At 52.2% G+C, this 18,350-nt stretch carries 16 protein-coding genes and 2 tRNA genes; 9 read left to right on the top strand and 9 right to left on the bottom strand.

The window, feature by feature from the left end; genetic code table 11:
• Positions 1-164: 164 nt before the first annotated feature.
• Together AWR26_RS07630 and AWR26_RS07635 are read left to right on the top strand one after the other, a co-directional pair.
• Positions 165-1,265: an MBL fold metallo-hydrolase gene (locus tag AWR26_RS07630; protein WP_064564719.1), complete on the top strand. Its 1,101-nt coding sequence runs from the start codon at positions 165-167 to the stop codon at positions 1,263-1,265.
• Between the two features lie 38 nt (positions 1,266-1,303).
• Positions 1,304-1,645, top strand: coding sequence for a RamA family antibiotic efflux transcriptional regulator (locus AWR26_RS07635; protein ID WP_043952807.1), 342 nt, complete (start codon positions 1,304-1,306; stop codon positions 1,643-1,645).
• A gap of 39 nt (positions 1,646-1,684) precedes the next feature.
• On the opposite strand, the gene AWR26_RS07640 is transcribed toward AWR26_RS07635, so the two are convergent.
• Positions 1,685-2,077, bottom strand: a complete 393-nt coding sequence (locus AWR26_RS07640; RefSeq protein ID WP_064564721.1) for a YfeC-like transcriptional regulator — start codon at positions 2,075-2,077, stop codon at positions 1,685-1,687.
• A 1-nt stretch (position 2,078) separates the two neighbouring features.
• Positions 2,079-2,438, bottom strand: coding sequence for a YfeC-like transcriptional regulator (locus AWR26_RS07645; protein WP_064564722.1), 360 nt, complete (start codon positions 2,436-2,438; stop codon positions 2,079-2,081).
• A gap of 220 nt (positions 2,439-2,658) precedes the next feature.
• Here AWR26_RS07645 and AWR26_RS07650 point away from each other — a divergent pair.
• From AWR26_RS07650 to AWR26_RS07660, 3 genes are all read left to right on the top strand, one after another.
• A tRNA-Ala gene (locus tag AWR26_RS07650) sits at positions 2,659-2,734 on the top strand.
• Between the two features lie 41 nt (positions 2,735-2,775).
• A tRNA-Ala gene (locus AWR26_RS07655) sits at positions 2,776-2,851 on the top strand.
• Between the two features lie 208 nt (positions 2,852-3,059).
• Positions 3,060-5,249 carry an EAL domain-containing protein gene (locus tag AWR26_RS07660; protein WP_064564724.1) on the top strand — a complete coding sequence of 730 codons (2,190 nt, stop codon included), beginning with the start codon at positions 3,060-3,062 and terminating at the stop codon, positions 5,247-5,249.
• A 43-nt stretch (positions 5,250-5,292) separates the two neighbouring features.
• On the opposite strand, the gene AWR26_RS07665 is transcribed toward AWR26_RS07660, so the two are convergent.
• The gene (locus AWR26_RS07665) at positions 5,293-6,480 is read right to left on the bottom strand and encodes a NupC/NupG family nucleoside CNT transporter (protein WP_007370980.1); all 1,188 of its coding nucleotides are present in this window, start codon (positions 6,478-6,480) and stop codon (positions 5,293-5,295) included.
• 354 nt (positions 6,481-6,834) lie between these two features.
• Here AWR26_RS07665 and AWR26_RS07670 point away from each other — a divergent pair, with 354 nt between their 5' ends.
• The gene (locus tag AWR26_RS07670; RefSeq protein WP_064564726.1) at positions 6,835-8,073 is read left to right on the top strand and encodes an Nramp family divalent metal transporter; all 1,239 of its coding nucleotides are present in this window, start codon (positions 6,835-6,837) and stop codon (positions 8,071-8,073) included.
• A 77-nt stretch (positions 8,074-8,150) separates the two neighbouring features.
• Here AWR26_RS07670 and ypeC read toward each other — a convergent pair whose 3' ends face one another.
• On the bottom strand, positions 8,151-8,471 hold the full coding sequence (ypeC, locus tag AWR26_RS07675; RefSeq protein WP_043952812.1) for a DUF2502 domain-containing protein YpeC: 321 nt from the start codon (positions 8,469-8,471) through the stop codon (positions 8,151-8,153).
• A 122-nt stretch (positions 8,472-8,593) separates the two neighbouring features.
• Positions 8,594-9,592: an L-glyceraldehyde 3-phosphate reductase gene (gene mgrA / locus AWR26_RS07680; RefSeq protein WP_064564728.1), complete on the bottom strand. Its 999-nt coding sequence runs from the start codon at positions 9,590-9,592 to the stop codon at positions 8,594-8,596.
• A 181-nt stretch (positions 9,593-9,773) separates the two neighbouring features.
• On the opposite strand from mgrA, the gene AWR26_RS07685 reads away from it, so the two are divergent.
• Positions 9,774-11,417: an alpha-keto acid decarboxylase family protein gene (locus tag AWR26_RS07685; RefSeq protein ID WP_064564730.1), complete on the top strand. Its 1,644-nt coding sequence runs from the start codon at positions 9,774-9,776 to the stop codon at positions 11,415-11,417.
• Between the two features lie 3 nt (positions 11,418-11,420).
• On the opposite strand, the gene AWR26_RS07690 is transcribed toward AWR26_RS07685, so the two are convergent.
• Positions 11,421-12,656, bottom strand: a complete 1,236-nt coding sequence (locus AWR26_RS07690; RefSeq protein WP_064564732.1) for an ion channel protein — start codon at positions 12,654-12,656, stop codon at positions 11,421-11,423.
• Between the two features lie 178 nt (positions 12,657-12,834).
• On the opposite strand from AWR26_RS07690, the gene glk reads away from it, so the two are divergent.
• Positions 12,835-13,800: a glucokinase gene (glk, locus tag AWR26_RS07695; RefSeq protein ID WP_064564734.1), complete on the top strand. Its 966-nt coding sequence runs from the start codon at positions 12,835-12,837 to the stop codon at positions 13,798-13,800.
• Here glk and AWR26_RS07700 read toward each other — a convergent pair.
• On the bottom strand, positions 13,797-14,525 hold the full coding sequence (locus tag AWR26_RS07700; RefSeq protein ID WP_064564736.1) for a LytR/AlgR family response regulator transcription factor: 729 nt from the start codon (positions 14,523-14,525) through the stop codon (positions 13,797-13,799). The genes glk and AWR26_RS07700 overlap by 4 nt on opposite strands.
• Positions 14,526-14,537: 12 nt before the next feature.
• Positions 14,538-16,220 (bottom strand): sensor histidine kinase, encoded by a 1,683-nt coding sequence (locus tag AWR26_RS07705; protein WP_071892631.1) that lies wholly within the window; start codon positions 16,218-16,220, stop codon positions 14,538-14,540.
• 388 nt (positions 16,221-16,608) lie between these two features.
• On the opposite strand from AWR26_RS07705, the gene alaC reads away from it, so the two are divergent.
• On the top strand, positions 16,609-17,850 hold the full coding sequence (gene alaC / locus AWR26_RS07710) for an alanine transaminase (RefSeq protein WP_064564740.1): 1,242 nt from the start codon (positions 16,609-16,611) through the stop codon (positions 17,848-17,850).
• 49 nt (positions 17,851-17,899) lie between these two features.
• On the opposite strand, the gene ypdK is transcribed toward alaC, so the two are convergent.
• A complete protein-coding gene (gene ypdK / locus AWR26_RS07715) occupies positions 17,900-17,971 on the bottom strand; it encodes a membrane protein YpdK (RefSeq protein ID WP_099458783.1) in 72 nt (23 codons plus the stop codon).
• Between the last annotated feature and the right edge of the window lie 379 nt (positions 17,972-18,350).

An 18,350-nucleotide genomic window follows, 5' to 3' on the forward strand; every position in this document is an offset into this window, starting at 1 on the left:
CACGATTGAAACATGCCCACCTGGGCGCTGCAACGTCGAATGTCAAAGAAAGAAAATGATCTTGACGGTTTGCTGTTGCTTTCTATAATGAGTGCTTACTCACTCATAATCAAGTTTAGTTCATATCGTCTCTACGGACTGGAGCGATTTCTTCGGGTCAGGATATGAAGCGTCTCATTTTCAGCGTGGTCATGGTTATGCTCGTTGCGTCCGCCGCCAGTTTACCCTTTGTTTTGAATGCCGGATTTGGCAAAGCGCCGCAAGGCGAACAGCTTACGGAAGTCGAAAAATCACCCCATTACCGTGACGGCAAATTTCAAAATACGCTGCCGACGCCAGGCTTTACCGGCAAGAAAAATATGCTGGCCGCGTGGTGGGATTTTCTGGTCACCAAACGGGAAAATGTCCGTCCGCAGCAGCCGCTGCCAATGGTGCAAACGGATCTTGCCAGCCTGCCTGTGGAACAGGACACGCTGGTATGGATGGGGCACTCTTCGTGGTACCTGCAACTGGCGGGCAAACGTATCCTGATCGATCCGGTGCTGAGCGACTACGCCGCGCCGTTTTCATTTCTCAATAAAGCGTTTGCCGGGAATGAGGCATGGACAGCGCAGAGCCTGCCGGAGATCGATCTGCTGATCATTTCTCACGATCACTATGACCACCTGGATTACGCCACCATCAAAGCGCTGATGCCGAAAATCAAACAGGTCGTAACGCCGCTGGGCGTCGGTTCTCACCTGCGTTACTGGGGCATGAATCCGCAGATTATTCGTGAAGCGGACTGGCAGCAGAAGGTAGCGATCGACGATGAACTGGCGGTACATGTGCTGCCGGCGCGCCATTTTTCCGGGCGCGGTCTGAAACGTAACCAGACGCAGTGGGCCAGTTTTATGTTCGTCACCGATCAGCGTAAGGTCTATTACAGCGGCGATACTGGCTACGGCCCGCATTTTAAAGCCATCGGCGAGCAGTTTGGCCCGGTGGACATCGCCATCATGGAAAACGGTCAGTATGACGAAGACTGGAAGTACATCCACATGATGCCGGAACAGGCCGCACAGGCGGCGGAAGAGATTAATGCACGCGCGGTTCTGCCGGGCCACGCGGGGCGTTTTGTGTTGGCAAAACACACATGGGACGATCCGTACAAACGGCTGGCGGCAGCAAGTCGGGGCAAAAGTTTTCGTTTACTCACACCGATGCTGGGCGAACCGGTTCTTGCGGCTAACGATGCGCAGGAATTCCGTGCCTGGTGGGAATAAACCCGTTTATTAATCGAAGAGCAGAGGGGGAGCGCAGTATGACTATTTCCGCTCAGGTTATCGACACTATCGTCGAGTGGATCGACGACAATCTCCATCAACCGTTACGTATTGATGATATTGCAGCGCACGCGGGCTATTCCAAATGGCACCTGCAACGCCTCTTCTTGCAGTACAAAGGGGAGAGTCTTGGACGTTATATTCGCGAGCGTAAACTGTCGCTTGCCGCGCAGGATTTACTCAATACCAATCAGAAGGTTTACGATATCTGCCTGAAGTACGGCTTTGATTCGCAACAAACCTTCACGCGTACCTTTACCCGCACGTTTAATCAGCCGCCGGGTGCGTATCGTCGGGAGAACCACCCGCATACGCATTAAACGTACAAACTAAAAACCGGCCATCAGGGCCGGTTTTTTTTACTCATCGATCGTCTGCGTTATGCCGAGACGCTGCAAAAACCCGCAGATTCCTTCTCGGGCCAGTAACACCGCCAGCAGCTTCTGTTCTTCGGGCGTCATGTTCTGTAAGACTTTGACGATCTCCCGCAGCGAACTGTTTTCACTCGTATAAGATGGTGTTGGTTCGGCGATGGAGTAAGGAGAATGACGCTGGCGCATGGAGGGCGTTTTCATCACGAAGCTCCGCACTTCTTTGGTGATGTGAATCAGCCTTGCGCGACCACCTTTGATACCGGGTAGCGCTTCCGTTTGCCAACCTTGTTCACGGATCCAGCGATTAACGGTTTGTCTGGCAACACCAAGAAAATCGGCTAGCTCTTCAGTCGTCATTTTGTTAGCGAGTTTCATCATTTTATTTCTGATCGCGGATGCCAAGACGTTGCAATAACCCGGTTATGCCGTCACGTAAGAGTAGAGAGATGAGCTGCTTTTGCTCGGCGTCGGTCATCTCTTTCGCCAACGAAATAAGCAAAGCTTCAAGTGAGTTGTTACCGATCGTGCGCATCGCAGGGGCTGGCTCTTCGCTACGCTGCGCGCTGCGAATAAAAGCGCGGACTTGCTCATTTACATGCACCAGCCGGGCTTTTCCCCCTTGCACGCCGGGTTTTGGCGAGGTGATCCAGCCCTCTCTGCGTACCCATTTATTGATGGTTTGCCGACTGTATCCGGTAAGACTGGCTAACTCTTCTGGTGTCATTCGTTCCTTGAGCATGTAATTTCCCGAATAGTTGTAAGGGTAATTAGTGGCTTATGTTATAGCACCATTTTACGGGAAAATGTGACACGTTTAACTACTGACTGCGAGGAGTTACGCAATGTCCTTAATTTGCATGCTTTTTCAGCGATTGATTGACGCGGTACGATTTTGCCGTTGACACCTGGCAAGGGAATTCATATTATGCCGCCCGTCAACACGACACGCTTTACGCAATGGGGCTATAGCTCAGCTGGGAGAGCGCTTGCATGGCATGCAAGAGGTCAGCGGTTCGATCCCGCTTAGCTCCACCAAATTCCGAACCCAACGGAGTTGGTGCGTAAAGATAAATTGTGGGGCTATAGCTCAGCTGGGAGAGCGCTTGCATGGCATGCAAGAGGTCAGCGGTTCGATCCCGCTTAGCTCCACCAAAATTTCAAACCCTCGCGTTTACGCGGGGGTTTTTGCTTTTCAGCTTCCGCTTTGTCAATTTCTTACAATAAAAACTGAAAAAGTATTAGTCCGGTAAGGCCGCAGTAATGAAAGGTGTTTGTCGGTCTGATAACTTGATTCATTAAATGAATAAACCTATTATTCTGGCTATTCTTTTCTTCGGCCAGGATCATTTAATTAACATAGATGATATATAGCAAAAATAGTTGTATAAGAAAATTCCTGCTTGCGTTAATTTTATGCCTGGTTGCGCTCACTGTTTCCCGATTTATTTCTCCGCGTGCAGTTGTTGATGCGTCGAGCCTATATCTGGCATGGCTACCGTTAAGCGTAGTGCTGGCGATCATTCTCTTATTCGGCCGACATGGAATAATTCCAATACTTATCAGTTTCGGGATGGTAAATGAGATTTCTTTACACCTTCCTGTTACTGAAGCGACGGTATTGTTATTCTGTCAGCTCATTCCTGTATTTGTTATCTGCGCTATTGTTCGCTGGCGGCTCGGTGCCCGCTGGCGCCACGGCATTCCGAACAAAGACATGGCGGTGCGTACCGTATGGATGGGATTTGTCGCACCCATTAGCATAAAAGCTTCAATGTATATTGCGGGAGTCTGGTTTAACTATCCAATTAATCTTTCGAATTTTTTCGGCTCCGGTACAATCATTTTCTCAATAATAGATATACAAAGTCTGATTTGCGCAGCGCTCATTTTTACCATGATTATCTATTATCCGTTACGGATGATAATCAATCCGCAATTCGCACGTGCATTCTGGTATCGCAGCATTCGCCCTTTTTTATCGGCGAAAAATCGCTTATTTATGTTTAGCTGGTTAAGCATATTAATAACTATCGTTATTGTTTTGTGTGCGCCTTTTAAAGCTGACTATATTGCGGGTTATCTGGTGCCGGTTATTTTCATTATTTTTACGCTGGGTATCAGCAGGTTAAGTTATTCATTTATTACTCTTAGCTGGTCTGTTTCGGCTTTTTTGCTGTTGGCCTATAACAACAACTTCCTGCAAGGGGTGAGCTCGGACTACTCGCTGGCATTTGTTATGTCGGTGTTGATCAGCTTTACCATTTGCCTGTTGTATATGACGCAGGTTTACCATCGCAGCGAGTGGCTGAAAAGACGCTGGCAGTTACAGGCAATGAGCGATCCGTTAACCGGCCTGGCGAATCTGCGCGCGCTGGAGAAACAACTGGAGCAACAGCCAAACGATGTGGTGTGTTGCCTGCATATGAAGAATATGGAGTTCCTCAGTAAACACTTCGGCATGATGATGCGCGTGTATGTAAAGCGCAGCGTTGCCCGTCGCCTGCAGCCGTTATTGCAGGAAGGGGAACGTTTTTTTCAGTTGCCAGGGGGCGAGCTGTTACTGTTGCTGAGGGGGCCGGAAACGGCGGGGCGGTTACAGCATATGGTCGATTATCTGAATAGCGGGCGCATCTTCTGGAACAATGTCGGGCTTGATATCGAATTTGGCGCCTCATGGGGCAAATTGCACGCGTGCGGCGAAGATTTGCACCAGACGCTTGGCCAATTAAGCTGGCTGGCCGAGGAGGCCAGTGTGCAGCATCAGGTGCTGGCGCTCACGAACAGCCTGCAAACGGTGACGGACCAGACGACGGATCGCATTTTACTGCTCAATAAGATCAAACGCGCGCTGGATGAAAACGGCATCCAGCTTTACGGCCAGCCAATTGTTGATGCGCACGGGCAGGGGTATCAGGAAATTCTTACCCGCCTTTTCAGCGATGGCGAGATCATGACGCCAGACCAATTTATCCCCGTTATCGCCCAGTTCAATCTCGGAACACGCTTCGATATGCTGGTAATTGAACGCCTGCTGCAATGGATGCAGCGGCACCCACAAACCGGCCCGTATGCGCGATTTTCCGTGAATCTGATGCCGATGACGCTGATGCAAAAAGCCTTTGCTCCGCAGTTTCTGGCGTTATTTGAGCGTTATGCGATAGCGCCGCAGACGGTGATTATCGAAATCACCGAAGAGCAGGCCTTTTCCAATTCCGAAGTCAGCATTCTTAACATCCAGCAATTGCGCCAGGCAGGGTTCAAAATTGCTATCGACGATTTCGGTACCGGTTATGCCAACTTTGAGCGCCTGAAACGTTTGCAGGCGGATATCATCAAGATCGATGGCTGCTTTGTGCGGGATATTCTCCAGGATCGGCAGGATGTGATGATTGTGAAAGCGATTTGCGAACTGGCGAAAGCAAAATCTCTTACCGTTGTGGCGGAGTATGTGGAAAACGAAGCGCAACGCGAACTGCTGCTGGAGGCGGGAGTGGATTATCTGCAAGGATATTTATTTGGCAAGCCGCAGCCGTTGGCTGAGAACGAATAAAAAAACCGGGGAATTCCCCGGTTTTTTGTCGCTTGCGTCGCTATCAGATAACCAGCGCGGCGATGGCCGCAGAGAGCACGCTGACCAGCGTTGAGCCGTACACCAGCTTCAAACCAAAGCGGGAAACGACGTTGCCTTGCTCTTCATTCAGGCCTTTGATCGCGCCTGCGATAATGCCGATAGAGGAGAAGTTTGCGAAGGAAACGAGGAATACCGACAGGATGCCTTCAGAGCGCGGGGAGAGATTCGCTGCGATTTTTTGCAGATCCATCATTGCCACGAATTCGTTAGACACCAGTTTGGTTGCCATAATGCTGGCGACCTGCAGCGCTTCGTGCGCCGGCACACCCAGAACCCAGGCGATCGGATAGAAGATGTAACCGAGAATGCCCTGGAAGGAGATGCCGAAAATAGCAGCAAACAGCGCGTTCAGGCCGGAGATCAGCGCGATAAAGCCGATCAACATTGCCGCCACGATAATCGCCACTTTAAAGCCTGCCAGAATGTATTCACCCAGCATTTCGAAGAAGCTCTGACCTTCGTGCAGTTTTGCCATCTGCAGGTTTTCTTCGCTCTCTTCAACACGGTACGGGTTGATCAACGACAGAACAATAAAGGTGCTGAACATGTTCAGTACCAGCGCCGCTACCACATATTTCGGCTGGAGCATGGTCATGTACGCGCCGACGATGGACATGGAAACCGTAGACATTGCTGTCGCGGCCATGGTGTACATGCGGTTGCGTGACATTTTGCCGAGGATATCTTTATAGGCGATAAAGTTTTCGGACTGACCCAGAATCAGGGAGCTGACGGCGTTAAAGGACTCCAGTTTGCCCATGCCGTTAACTTTGGAAAGCACCGTCCCGATGGCGCGAATAATGATTGGCAGCACACGAATGTGTTGCAGAATACCGATCAAGGCGGAAATAAAGACGATCGGACACAGCACTTTCAGGAAGAAGAACGCCAGACCTTCGTCATTCATTTTACCGAAGACGAAGTTAGTACCTTCGTTGGCAAAACCGAGCAGTTTTTCAAACATTTCGGAGAAGCCTTTCACGAAGCCAAGGCCAATATCAGAGTTCAGGAAGAACCAGGCCAGTAAAACTTCAATCACCAGCAGTTGAATAACAAAACGAATGCGGACCTTCTTGCGATCGCTGCTGAAAAGCAGGGCAAGCAGCGCCACAACAGCAAGCGCCAGGACAAAGTGCAGAACGCGGGACATATTTGCTCCAAATATGAGACGGGTAGAAATTTCGTGCACATTCTATGTAACAAGCGGAAAGAAAACGAGATCAAACACGCACTATATTGATGTCCTGTGACCAGACTCAAAAATAGTGATCAAACATACATTTCTGTTATGTTAAGTAAAGGAGTGAAAAGTTGCGTTGAAATGCTACACTCTTAACATAATTCGACGATGGTTCCTGCTATCGCCGTCACCATCCTTGCGATCCGGCCCTTCTATCGTTTCTGGCTATCAGAGAAATCAGGTAAATCCACATTAAATGAACTTGATAATCATTCTCATTTTGCTAGCATGAAACATAGCAAAGGCTATATTTAGGGGCAATAAATGAACAATAGTCGCGTTGAGAGTAGCAGTGGGCGTGCAGCGCGCAAGTTAAAGCTGGCGTTAATGGGGCCTGCGTTTATTGCCGCGATTGGCTACATCGATCCGGGGAATTTCGCCACCAATATCCAGGCAGGAGCCAGCTTTGGCTACCAGCTGCTGTGGGTTGTCGTGTGGGCCAACATCATGGCGATGTTGATCCAGCTACTGTCTGCCAAACTCGGTATCGCTACCGGAAAAAATCTCGCCGAGCAGATCCGCGATCACTATCCGCGTCCGCTGGTGTGGTTTTACTGGGTTCAGGCGGAAATCATCGCCATGGCGACCGATCTGGCTGAATTTATTGGTGCCGCGATTGGCTTCAAATTGATCCTTGGCGTTTCACTGCTGCAAGGCGCAGTCCTCACCGGTATTGCAACATTCCTTATTTTGATGCTGCAACGTCGCGGGCAAAAACCGCTCGAGAAAGTTATTGGCGGGCTGCTGCTGTTTGTGGCAGCGGCATATATTGTTGAGTTGGCCTTTTCTCAGCCGAAGTTGGCGCAACTGGCGCAAGGCATTGTCATCCCCAGCTTGCCGGGAACTGACGCCGTGTTCCTTGCTGCTGGTGTGCTGGGCGCAACCATCATGCCACACGTGATTTACCTGCACTCGTCGCTGACGCAGCATCTGCATCAGGGCACGCAGCGCGAGCGCTACTCGGCGACAAAATGGGATGTAGGCATTGCCATGACCATTGCCGGCTTTGTTAATCTGGCGATGATGGCGACGGCTGCGGCGGCGTTTCATTTTAACGGACATACCGGCGTGGCCGATCTCGATCAGGCTTATCTGACGCTGGAACCGCTTTTAAGCCATGCAGCGGCAACCATTTTTGGGCTGAGCCTGGTGGCGGCTGGTCTCTCTTCCACCGTGGTGGGGACCCTGGCGGGGCAGGTGGTGATGCAGGGGTTTGTTCGCTTTCACATTCCGCTGTGGGTGCGCCGCAGCATTACTATGATGCCGTCGTTTATCGTTATCTGGCTGGGGCTGGATCCGACCCGTATCCTGGTGATGAGCCAGGTGCTGTTGAGCTTCGGCATTGCACTGGCGCTGGTGCCGTTACTGGTCTTTACCAGCGACCGAAAATTGATGGGCGGGCTGGTAAATAGTCCGCTGGTGAAACGTACAGGCTGGTTAATTGTGGTGCTGGTGGTGAGCTTGAATGGCTGGCTGCTGATCGGAACACTTGCGGATTTATAATGAAAATGCCCGCAGGCGTTTAGCGCTGCGGGCTGGGTGTTAAATGCCGGTTAGCGGAGCGCTATGCGGCACGAAAATTAGTGGTGATGGCCGCGCCCTGGGCCGCGATGATCATCGCGGTCGCGCCAGCCTTCACGATAGCCGCGTTCGTAAGCCTTGTGCTTATCCCAGCCGCGATGCCAGCCGCGATCGTGTCTGTACCAGCGGTCACCGCGCCATTCATAGTGACGACCCCAGTAGTCCCGGTCACGCCAGCGTCCGCCGTCCCAGTAGTTACCATAATTATCGCGATCGCCAATTTGCAATTTAATCGACGGCAACAGGGTGATTTCGCCAGCATTAGCGACCAGTGGCGCTGAAGCCATTAACACTGCTGCCAGAATCAGTGACCTGAACATACTCTTCTCCTCACGATCGGGCCGAAACGGCCTGTTACAACAATTTTACGGGGCGGCAATACCCCGTATTATTGGCGGAACTCTTAAATCGTGAATGGGAGCACTTTTTGCTAAAACGGTATTTATTTTGTACTGCTCAGAATTGCATCGATCTCAGCACGTTCATCTGCAGTGAAGTGACGGTTTTGCAGCATGCCAACCGCATCGTCGAGTTGGCTTATTTTGCTGGCGCCAATCAGCACTGACGTCACCTTATCATCCCGCAGCACCCATGCCAGCGCCATCTGCGACAGCTTCTGACCACGCCGTTGCGCCAACGCATTCAGCACGCGCACGATGTCCAGTTTTTGCGTGGTGAGCTGCTCCGGGTTGAGAAAACGGCTGCCGCTGGCAGCACGTGAATCCGCCGGGATCCCCTGCAGATAACGATCGGTTAGCTGCCCGCCTGCCAGCGGAGAGAAGGCAATACTGCCGACCCCTTTTTCCTGCAGCACATCCAGCAATCCGTCTTCAACCCAGCGCTCAAACATCGAATATTTGGGCTGATGAATCAGGCAAGGTGTTCCAAGATCATTAAGAATATCAATTGCTTCTCGCGCTTGTGCTGCCGGGTAATTAGACAGGCCGACGTACAGTGCTTTGCCCTGGCGCACAATATGATCCAGCGCGCGCATCGTCTCTTTTAGCGGTGTTTCCGGGTCCGGGCGGTGATGGTAGAAAATATCCACATACTCAAGCCCCATCCGGCGCAGGCTTTGATCGAGGCTGGCAATCAAATACTTACGGGAACCCCAGTCACCATACGGGCCACCCCACATGGTGTAACCGGCTTTGGTGGAAATAATCAGTTCGTCCCGCAGGGAGTGAAAATCCTCATGCAGGATACGGCCAAAATTGCATTCTGCGGATCCCGGCGGTGGCCCATAGTTATTGGCAAGGTCGAAGTGCGTAATACCGAGATTGAAAGCGTGCTGCACTAATTGACGGCTATTTTCCAGCAAAGTGGTATCACCAAAGTTATGCCATAGCCCAAGTGAAATGGCCGGAAGCTTTAATCCGCTGTCGCCGCAGCGGCGATAAGCCATGTTTTGATAACGGGAAGGATCTGCCTGAAAAGCCATGCCGTGCTCCTTTTTAGTCGTTGTAGATTGAGTGTATACGTTTACACAAAGTTGGCTTCAACGAGAGTACACCGGGTTGTGTCGTAAAGCTTACTTTCCACCTGGAATAGAGCGTCCATCCTGGACTCCCATCACACTTCTTTAATACTCAGATCAACGTCAAAGCTCTGGGAACAACGTTATGCAAAGTGATTATTCAATTGCCGACTACTTACTCGACAGGCTCGCCGGCTGCGGTATCCACCATCTTTTTGGTGTGCCGGGTGACTATAACCTGCAATTTCTCGATCATGTGATTCAACACCCGGCCGTGCAGTGGGTGGGTTGCGCGAATGAGCTTAATGCCGCCTATGCCGCCGATGGTTACGGGCGTTGTCGGGGCGCGGGCGCGTTGCTAACCACCTTCGGTGTGGGCGAACTGAGCGCAATCAACGGCGTGGCAGGCAGCTATGCCGAATATGTTCCGCTATTGCATATCGTTGGTGCGCCCTGTAGCGGTGTACAGCAACGGGGTGAATTGCTGCACCACACGCTTGGCGACGGCGATTTCCACCCTTTTTACCGGATGAGCGAGCCGGTCACCGCCGCACGCGCCATTTTAACGGCGCAAAATGCCTGCTATGAGATCGATCGTGTGCTCGAAGTGATGCTGACACAGTCCCGGCCGGGCTATCTGATGCTGCCTGCAGATGTGGCAAAAATGCCTGCCACCCCGCCTGTAAACGCTCTCACAATTTCCCCGTTCCCGGTAAACGAAGCGTGTCTGAATGCCTTTCGTCAGCATGTGCAGGCGATGTTATCAACCAGTTCTTGCGTGGCGTTGCTGGCGGATTTTCTCGCCCGCCGTTTTGGCGTTCATAAGATGCTGCAATGCTGGATGAAAGATGCGCCGCTGCCGCATGCCACACTGCTAATGGGGAAAGGGTTATTTGATGAAACGCAACCCGGTTTTGTTGGCACCTACAGCGGCGCGGCCAGCCCGGCGCCAGTGCGAGAGGCGATAGAGGGGGCGGATACGGTGATCTGTATCGGCACGCGTTTTACCGATACGCTGACCGCCGGGTTTACCCAGCGGCTTGCGCAGGAGCGTACCATTGAAATCCAGCCGTTTGCTGCCCGCGTCGGCGACGTGTGGTTTAGCGGCATTCCGATGCGGGAGGCGATAAATGCGTTGATTCCGCTCGTGCGTGCCAGAGCGTATTCCGCGGCGAATCATCGCCCGCTGCAGGCTGCTCACGCCCCGGTTCATCAAGGAACACTCAATCAGGAGACGCTCTGGCAGACGGTACAGGCGTTTATTCGTCCTGATGACATTCTGCTGGCGGATCAGGGGACAGCCGCGTTTGGCGCAGCTTCCCTGCGTCTGCCTGCCGGAGCGGAACTGCTGGTTCAGCCATTGTGGGGATCGATTGGTTTCTGCCTGCCCGCCGCGTTTGGTGCGCAAACCGCCTGCCCGGAACGCCGGGTGGTGTTGATCACTGGCGATGGCGCGGCGCAACTGACCATTCAGGAGCTGGGATCGATGCTGCGTGACGGGCAACGGCCGATTATTTTACTGCTCAATAATGATGGTTATACGGTCGAACGCGCTATTCACGGCGCAAAACAGCGCTATAACGGGAACTGGACCCATCTTCCCCATGCTTTAAGCGTGGACTGCCAGGCAGAATGCTGGCGCGTGAGTGAAACCGTGCAATTGGCGGAAGCGCTGGAAGCGGCGGCGCATCACCACCGCCTTGCGTTGATAGAAGTGATGCTGCCAAAAGCCGATCTGCCGGATCTGCTACGGGAAGTCACCCATGCACTCGAAGCGCGTAACAGCTAAGCGTTATTCATCGCGCCGGGGAACAATCATCATCGGTTTTCCGGCCAGCAGCAGCCACGCGGGAAGGATCACGATGCACAACAGCGGCAGCAGCGTGGTATCCGGCACTACCACGGCGGCAAGAAACAGGCTCAGCCAGCCATCGCGCGTTACCACCAGCACCATACCCAGCACCGCGCAAGAAACCGTCACGGCGGCGGGTACGGCATCGACATGCTCATGCAGCATTAGCCCGAGCGCCACACCGACAAATACCGCCGGAAAAATACGCCCGCCGCGAAAACCGCAGGCGGCAGCAACCACCAGTGCAGCCAGTTTTACCACCGCAAACAGCAGGTAATCCGTCACCGTTAGCGTCTGGGCGAAGGCCAGCTGTTGCATCTCGTCCAGCCCTTTAAACAGCGTGACCGGGCCACCAATGATCCCCAACAGGCCAAGTAGGAAGCCGCCAACGCCAAGAACCATCACCGGGTTGTGCAGCCGGTGTATCAACCGGTGCAGGCGCGGCAGACACCAGACAGCAACCATACCCAGCGCGATAGCAAAAACAGTGACCACCGCGCCGCTGATGATATCGACGATATGCAACTGGGGATAATGGGGGATGGGCAGGGCAAAATGGGGCAGGGCGAACAAGCTGGAGGTGAGTGCGCCAGCCGATGCAGCCATCAGCGGCGCGAATAAACGGTCCCACAGCGGCACGTCATTGCTGGCGGTCAGGGTTTGCGAAAACACCAGCGCTGCCGCCACTGGCGTGCCGAACAGCGCGCCAAGGGTGCCCGCTGAGGCGAGGATAGTCCAGTCCAGCGGTGCTACGCGCGGGAAGACGCGAGCGCCCAGCGCCACCGCGAGCGCAATATTGAGCACCATTACTGGATGTTCCGGCCCAAGGCTAACGCCGCCCGCCAGCCCGAGGATCAGCGCCAGTACCAGGCCGGGCAACGCTTTGACGGACACCGGTGCATTGATCAGCGGAACGGTCACCGGATCCGGACCACCGTGTTCGTGACTGAAACGGATCACCAGACCAACGGCGATCCCTGTCAGCGTCAGTATCAATAAGATCCAGCCTGGTGAATCGGGCGCAATGCCCAGTTGCCACGGAATACCGCTCCACAAAACGGCTTGCAGCAGCGAAGCGATCTTCATTACCAGTATCAGCACAAGGCTGGAGGCCACGCCAATAGTCAACGCAGGCAGGGCCAGCAGTAACAGTGTTCTGGCTCGCGGATGAAGCATAGATAGGTCCTTGTAAAGACGTCGGGGCGACGCAGAACAATCTGGCGGCAGCCCGCGGGTTAATCTGTGACGCAGATCGATTATCCTGGGGCACTCGTGTTATGGTCGTTGTTGTTACAGCGCCTTGAATTTACAGTGTGCCAAAGATTTATTCTGACTTTAGCGGAGCCGTAAAAGAATGACAAAGTATGCTTTAGTGGGAGACGTGGGCGGTACCAACGCGCGCTTAGCGTTGTGCGATGTCGACAGTGGTGATATCTCCCGGGCCAAAACCTATTCCGGCCTCGATTATCCCAGCCTGGAAGCCGTAGTGCGCGTTTATCTTGATGAACATGACGTCAGCGTGGAAGACGGCTGCATCGCGATTGCCTGTCCGATTACCGGCGACTGGGTGGCGATGACGAATCACACATGGGCTTTCTCGATTGCGGAAATGAAGAAAAACCTCGGCTTTGCACATCTGGAAATTATCAATGATTTTACTGCCGTATCAATGGCGATCCCGATGCTGAAAAAAGATCACCTGATCCAGTTTGGCGGCGGTGAGGCGGTAGAAGGCAAGCCGATCGCTGTGTACGGCGCTGGCACGGGGCTTGGCGTTGCGCATCTGGTGCATGTCGATAAACGCTGGGTGAGTTTGCCGGGCGAAGGTGGTCACGTCGATTTCGCGCCGAACAGTGAAGAAGAGGGGATTATCCTCGAAGAGCTGCGCGCAGAAATTGGCCATGTCTCCGCTGAACGTGTGCTCTCTGGTCCTGGGCTGGTCAATCTCTATCGGGCGATCGTGAAATCTGATGGTCGTTTACCGGAGAATCTGCAACCCAAAGATGTTACCGAACGGGCGCTGGCGGATAGTTGCATTGACTGCCGCCGCGCACTGTCGCTGTTCTGCGTCATTATGGGGCGTTTTGGCGGTAACCTGGCGCTGAATCTCGGCACGTTCGGCGGGGTCTATATCGCGGGCGGGATTGTGCCGCGCTTCCTTGATTTCTTTACCGCCTCCGGTTTCCGTGGCGGCTTTGAAGATAAAGGACGTTTCAAATCCTATGTGCAGGACATTCCGGTCTATCTGATTGTGCACGATAACCCCGGGCTGCTCGGCTCCGGCGCACATTTGCGCCAGACGCTGGGGCATTTCCTTTAAAGATTCATTAGCTGTCTGAATTCTTTAACTTTGCTGCGGCTGACGGGCACCTGAAAATCAAGGTCCCGCAGCCGCAAGATATAAGTGTTGTTGAACCACGGTTCGATCTCGCGAATTTTATCCAGATTCACGCAGTACGAACGGTGGCAGCGAAAGAAATGCGCCGTTGGCAGCTTGCTGCAAAACTCGGTGATGTTCATCGGCATCACGTATGATTCCCGCTTCGTATAGACGAAAGTCATCTTTTCATGCGCTTCCGCATAATAAATATCATTAATGCTGGTAACGATAATGCGTTCGTCTTTCACCAGATTAATGGTGGCGTTTTCCCGTGATTGCGGGCTGCTGGCGGTACCCGATTGCTGCTGCCAGGCCGTTTCCAGCTTTTGCAGCATGCTGATAATTCGCGACTCCTGGTACGGCTTCAGAATGTAGTCAAACGCTTCCAGCTCAAAGGCTTCGACCGCATGCTCTTTCCACGCAGTAATAAACACAATAAAGGGTTTATGTGCGAACTGGCTGATGTTTTGCGCCAGCAATACGCCATCCAGAGATGGGATATTGATATCCAGAAAAATTGCATCAACCTTGTTGTGCTGTAAATATTTCAGAACATCGAGACCATCGTCAAAGGTACCGACGATCTCCATCTGGCTGTGCTCTTTTATCAGCCAGATCAACTCCTGTTGCGCCAGGAATTCATCTTCAACAATGATGACCTTCATCGGCTTCTCCTGTCAGGGCAACAATATGGCGGACGGCGAGCGCGGGACATAAAAGGCGATCTCGGTTCCCGGCGTTAGGCGGCGAATATGTAGTCCTTCGCCATACAGCAATTTTACGCGCTGGTGAACGTTAAGCAGGCCAATCTTGTTGCCCGGCATTTCATCGGCCTCAACGCGGGCAATCATCTCCGGTGCGATGCCGTTGCCGGTGTCACGTACCGCGATGCGTACGCGGTTGCCGCACTCTTCCACACTTATCGTTACCACACCTTTGCCTTTACAGGGCTGAATGCCGTGCACAATGGCGTTTTCTACCAGCGGCTGAATTAACAGACTGGGGATCACACAACTGACCTCTTCATCAATGTCATAAATGACGGTCAATTTGTCGCCAAAGCGCGCCTGTTCAATCGCAATGTAATCTTTAATTTGATATAGCTCTTTCTTGATGTCGATCTTCTCATCGTCTTTTAATTCAATGTTATAGCGCAGATAACGCGACAAATTGAAAATCAATTGCCGGGCGGTATCCGGATTGAGGCGAATAGAGGAAGAAATGGCATTCAGAGCATTAAACAGGAAGTGCGGGTTTATTTTGCTTTGCAATGCGCGCAGTTCGGCCTTGTTTGCCATTTCACGCAGTTGCTCAGCGCGGGAAACTTCCAGTTGGGTCGAGATAATTTGCGATAACCCGACCGCCATCTCCTGTAAAGATGAGGTGATCTGGTGCGCATGGCAGTAGTAGATCTTCAACGTGCCGGTGACCACACTCTGCTCCCGCAGCGGGATCACCAGCATAGAGTGAATTTCAGGTGTACGGTGGGCTTCATCATTGTTTTTAATGATAATTTCGCCTGTGCTGATCGACTGATGCGTGGTCGGGCTGAGAATATCGTCGCTGTCGCGATAGTTATTTTCGCCGACACCAACGTATGCCAGCACATGATCGGTATTGGTGATTGCCACGGCATCGGCTTTTATATCGCGACGAATGATATCGCATATCTGACGCAGCGAGTCGCTATTGACGTTACGGAATAACGGCAATGTTTTATTCGCAATATCCAGCGCCAGCTTTGCCTGGCGACCCGCGATAGCCTCTTTTTCCCCTTCGACACTTTGCACTAACAGCACAATAAAGCCGATACAAACGCTGCCGAGGATCATCGGCACACCGATTTTGGAGACAATATCCAGCCCCAGCGCGGTGGTTGGCGCCCAGACGACCACCAAAATCATGGTCAGGCTTTCGCAAATCATCCCACCAATGATCCCCACGCGCCAGTGCTGCGCTTTGGGAACTTTTCGGTTAATTATCCCCGAAAAAATCCCGGCGATAATACTGGTGATAAAGCATGGAACTGCGGTAACGCCACCAATGTCGATCAGATAGCGATGCACCCCAGCGATGACGCCGGTAATAATTCCGACCCACGGGCCAAACAGAATCCCACCGGCCATAACGGCAATAATACGCACGTTAACCAGCGAACCTTCAACCGGCACGCCGGACCAGGTACTGAACAGGGCGAACATGGAGAAGATCGCGGTAACTGCAAGCAACTCTTTTGGCGTGTGGGCGGTTTTATGCAGCAGTTCGCGAAACAGGCGCATGCGGATCAAAAAGAACAGGCAGATCAGCATCAACGCCGCGCGGTCGAAAACCGCTAATAACATATCGAATATTTCGTGCACGGGGGACTCGGTGAATAACGTCAAAAAGCTATGATAAGGAACCCGGCCGCAGATGACCAGTCACCATATTCATTAGATCAATGAGGAAAAACCATATTTCCAAAAGGGGATTAAAAGATGCTCAAAGGAGAGTGGGGAAAGGCGAAAGGTACTGAAAAATAAAAGTAATTATATTGATATCATATTGTTAAATTTAACGCGCAATTTAGCGATAAGAGGATAAGGTTGATTTCCTTTTCCTAAATCGATGTTCCTCTTTTAGATCTACCTGTTATTTTTCTTTTTTTCTCTCGACAGCAGGAAATTTTTCAGGATATGTTTTAAGCACGCTGTGTTGACAGCGACGTCGCTCGGACGGTCCGGGCGCTAACGTTACTCCGAGGAATCTATGGCTGACTTCAGTCCTGAACGTCGTTTTACGCGTATCGATCGTCTTCCCCCTTATGTTTTTAATATCACCGCTGAACTGAAAATGGCTGCGCGTCGTCGCGGCGAAGATATTATCGATTTCAGTATGGGTAACCCGGACGGTGCGACACCACCGCATATTGTTGAGAAACTTTGCACGGTTGCCCAGCGTCCGGATACGCACGGTTATTCAACTTCGCGCGGCATTCCTCGTCTGCGTCGGGCCATTTCCCGCTGGTATCAGGATCGCTATCAGGTCGAGATCGATCCGGAAACTGAGGCTATTGTGACCATCGGTTCGAAAGAGGGGCTGGCGCATCTGATGCTGGCGACACTGGATCACGGTGATACCGTCCTGGTGCCGAACCCAAGCTATCCGATCCACATTTATGGCGCGGTGATTGCGGGTGCACAGGTTCGCTCTGTGCCGTTGGTTGAAGGCGTGGATTTTTTCAATGAACTCGAACGCGCGATCCGTGAAAGTTACCCGAAACCAAAGATGATGATTCTGGGTTTCCCGTCGAACCCAACGGCACAATGCGTGGAGCTGGAATTTTTTGAGAAAGTGGTCGCGCTGGCTAAACGTTACGACGTGCTGGTGGTTCACGATCTGGCTTATGCCGATATCGTTTATGATGGCTGGAAAGCGCCGTCGATTATGCAGGTGCCGGGCGCGCGCGACGTTGCGGTGGAGTTTTTCACCCTCTCGAAAAGCTACAATATGGCCGGCTGGCGCATTGGATTTATGGTCGGTAACCCGGTACTGGTGAACGCGCTGGCGCGCATTAAAAGTTACCATGACTACGGCACGTTTACGCCTTTGCAGGTCGCCGCAATTGCTGCGCTGGAAGGGGATCAGCAGTGCGTACGTGATATTGCCGCGCAGTATAAGCGCCGCCGCGACGTGCTGGTGAAAGGGCTACATGAAGCGGGCTGGATGGTCGAAATGCCAAAAGCATCAATGTACGTATGGGCGAAAATTCCGGAACCCTATGCGGCGATGGGCTCGCTGGAGTTTGCCAAGAAGTTGCTGCAAGACGCCAAAGTGTGCGTCTCTCCGGGCATTGGCTTTGGCGATTACGGCGACACCCATGTCCGTTTTGCCTTGATTGAAAACCGCGATCGTATTCGTCAGGCAGTACGCGGCATTAAGACTATGTTCCGCAACGACGGGCTACTGCCAGTGACGCAAAAAAGCGCAACAGAAGATATTGAACCCTAAAAAAAAGGAGCCGCGAGGCTCCTGTTTTTTTCCGCATCAATAGCTCAGGTCAGATCATCAGGGCGAAGGTGCCGGCCCACACAATGACCATCACAGAAATGCCCATAAAGAAATATTTCACGTTCATCGCTCCGCATACGTTTGAGTATGCACTTAATGACCTTAACAAGGACTGAGTATAGAGAGGTGAAACTACGCCAAAACCAAATTGAGAATTATCTCCATTCCGGCCACAGCTCCATCTCAGAATTTCGGGTGAATTCCTCACCAACGGGGGCTAATGTACGCTTAATTTTTTGGCCTTACAAGAGGCTTTTTTTAATGAAATTTTAGTGACTTACAATGTGTCGGGCTTTGGCGACACAATACTTTCATTGCTAAATAAATAGCCTTTGAGCGACGCAAAAAACGTTAAGCTGAAACGGTTCATTTCCACTTGAATTCTAAGATTATTTTTTGATGGTGGTCACATTTTGCACACTAACGGCATAATGCATACT

Source organism: Kosakonia oryzae (genome assembly GCF_001658025.2).
In the GTDB taxonomy this organism is placed as follows: Bacteria; Pseudomonadota; Gammaproteobacteria; order Enterobacterales; family Enterobacteriaceae; genus Kosakonia; species Kosakonia oryzae.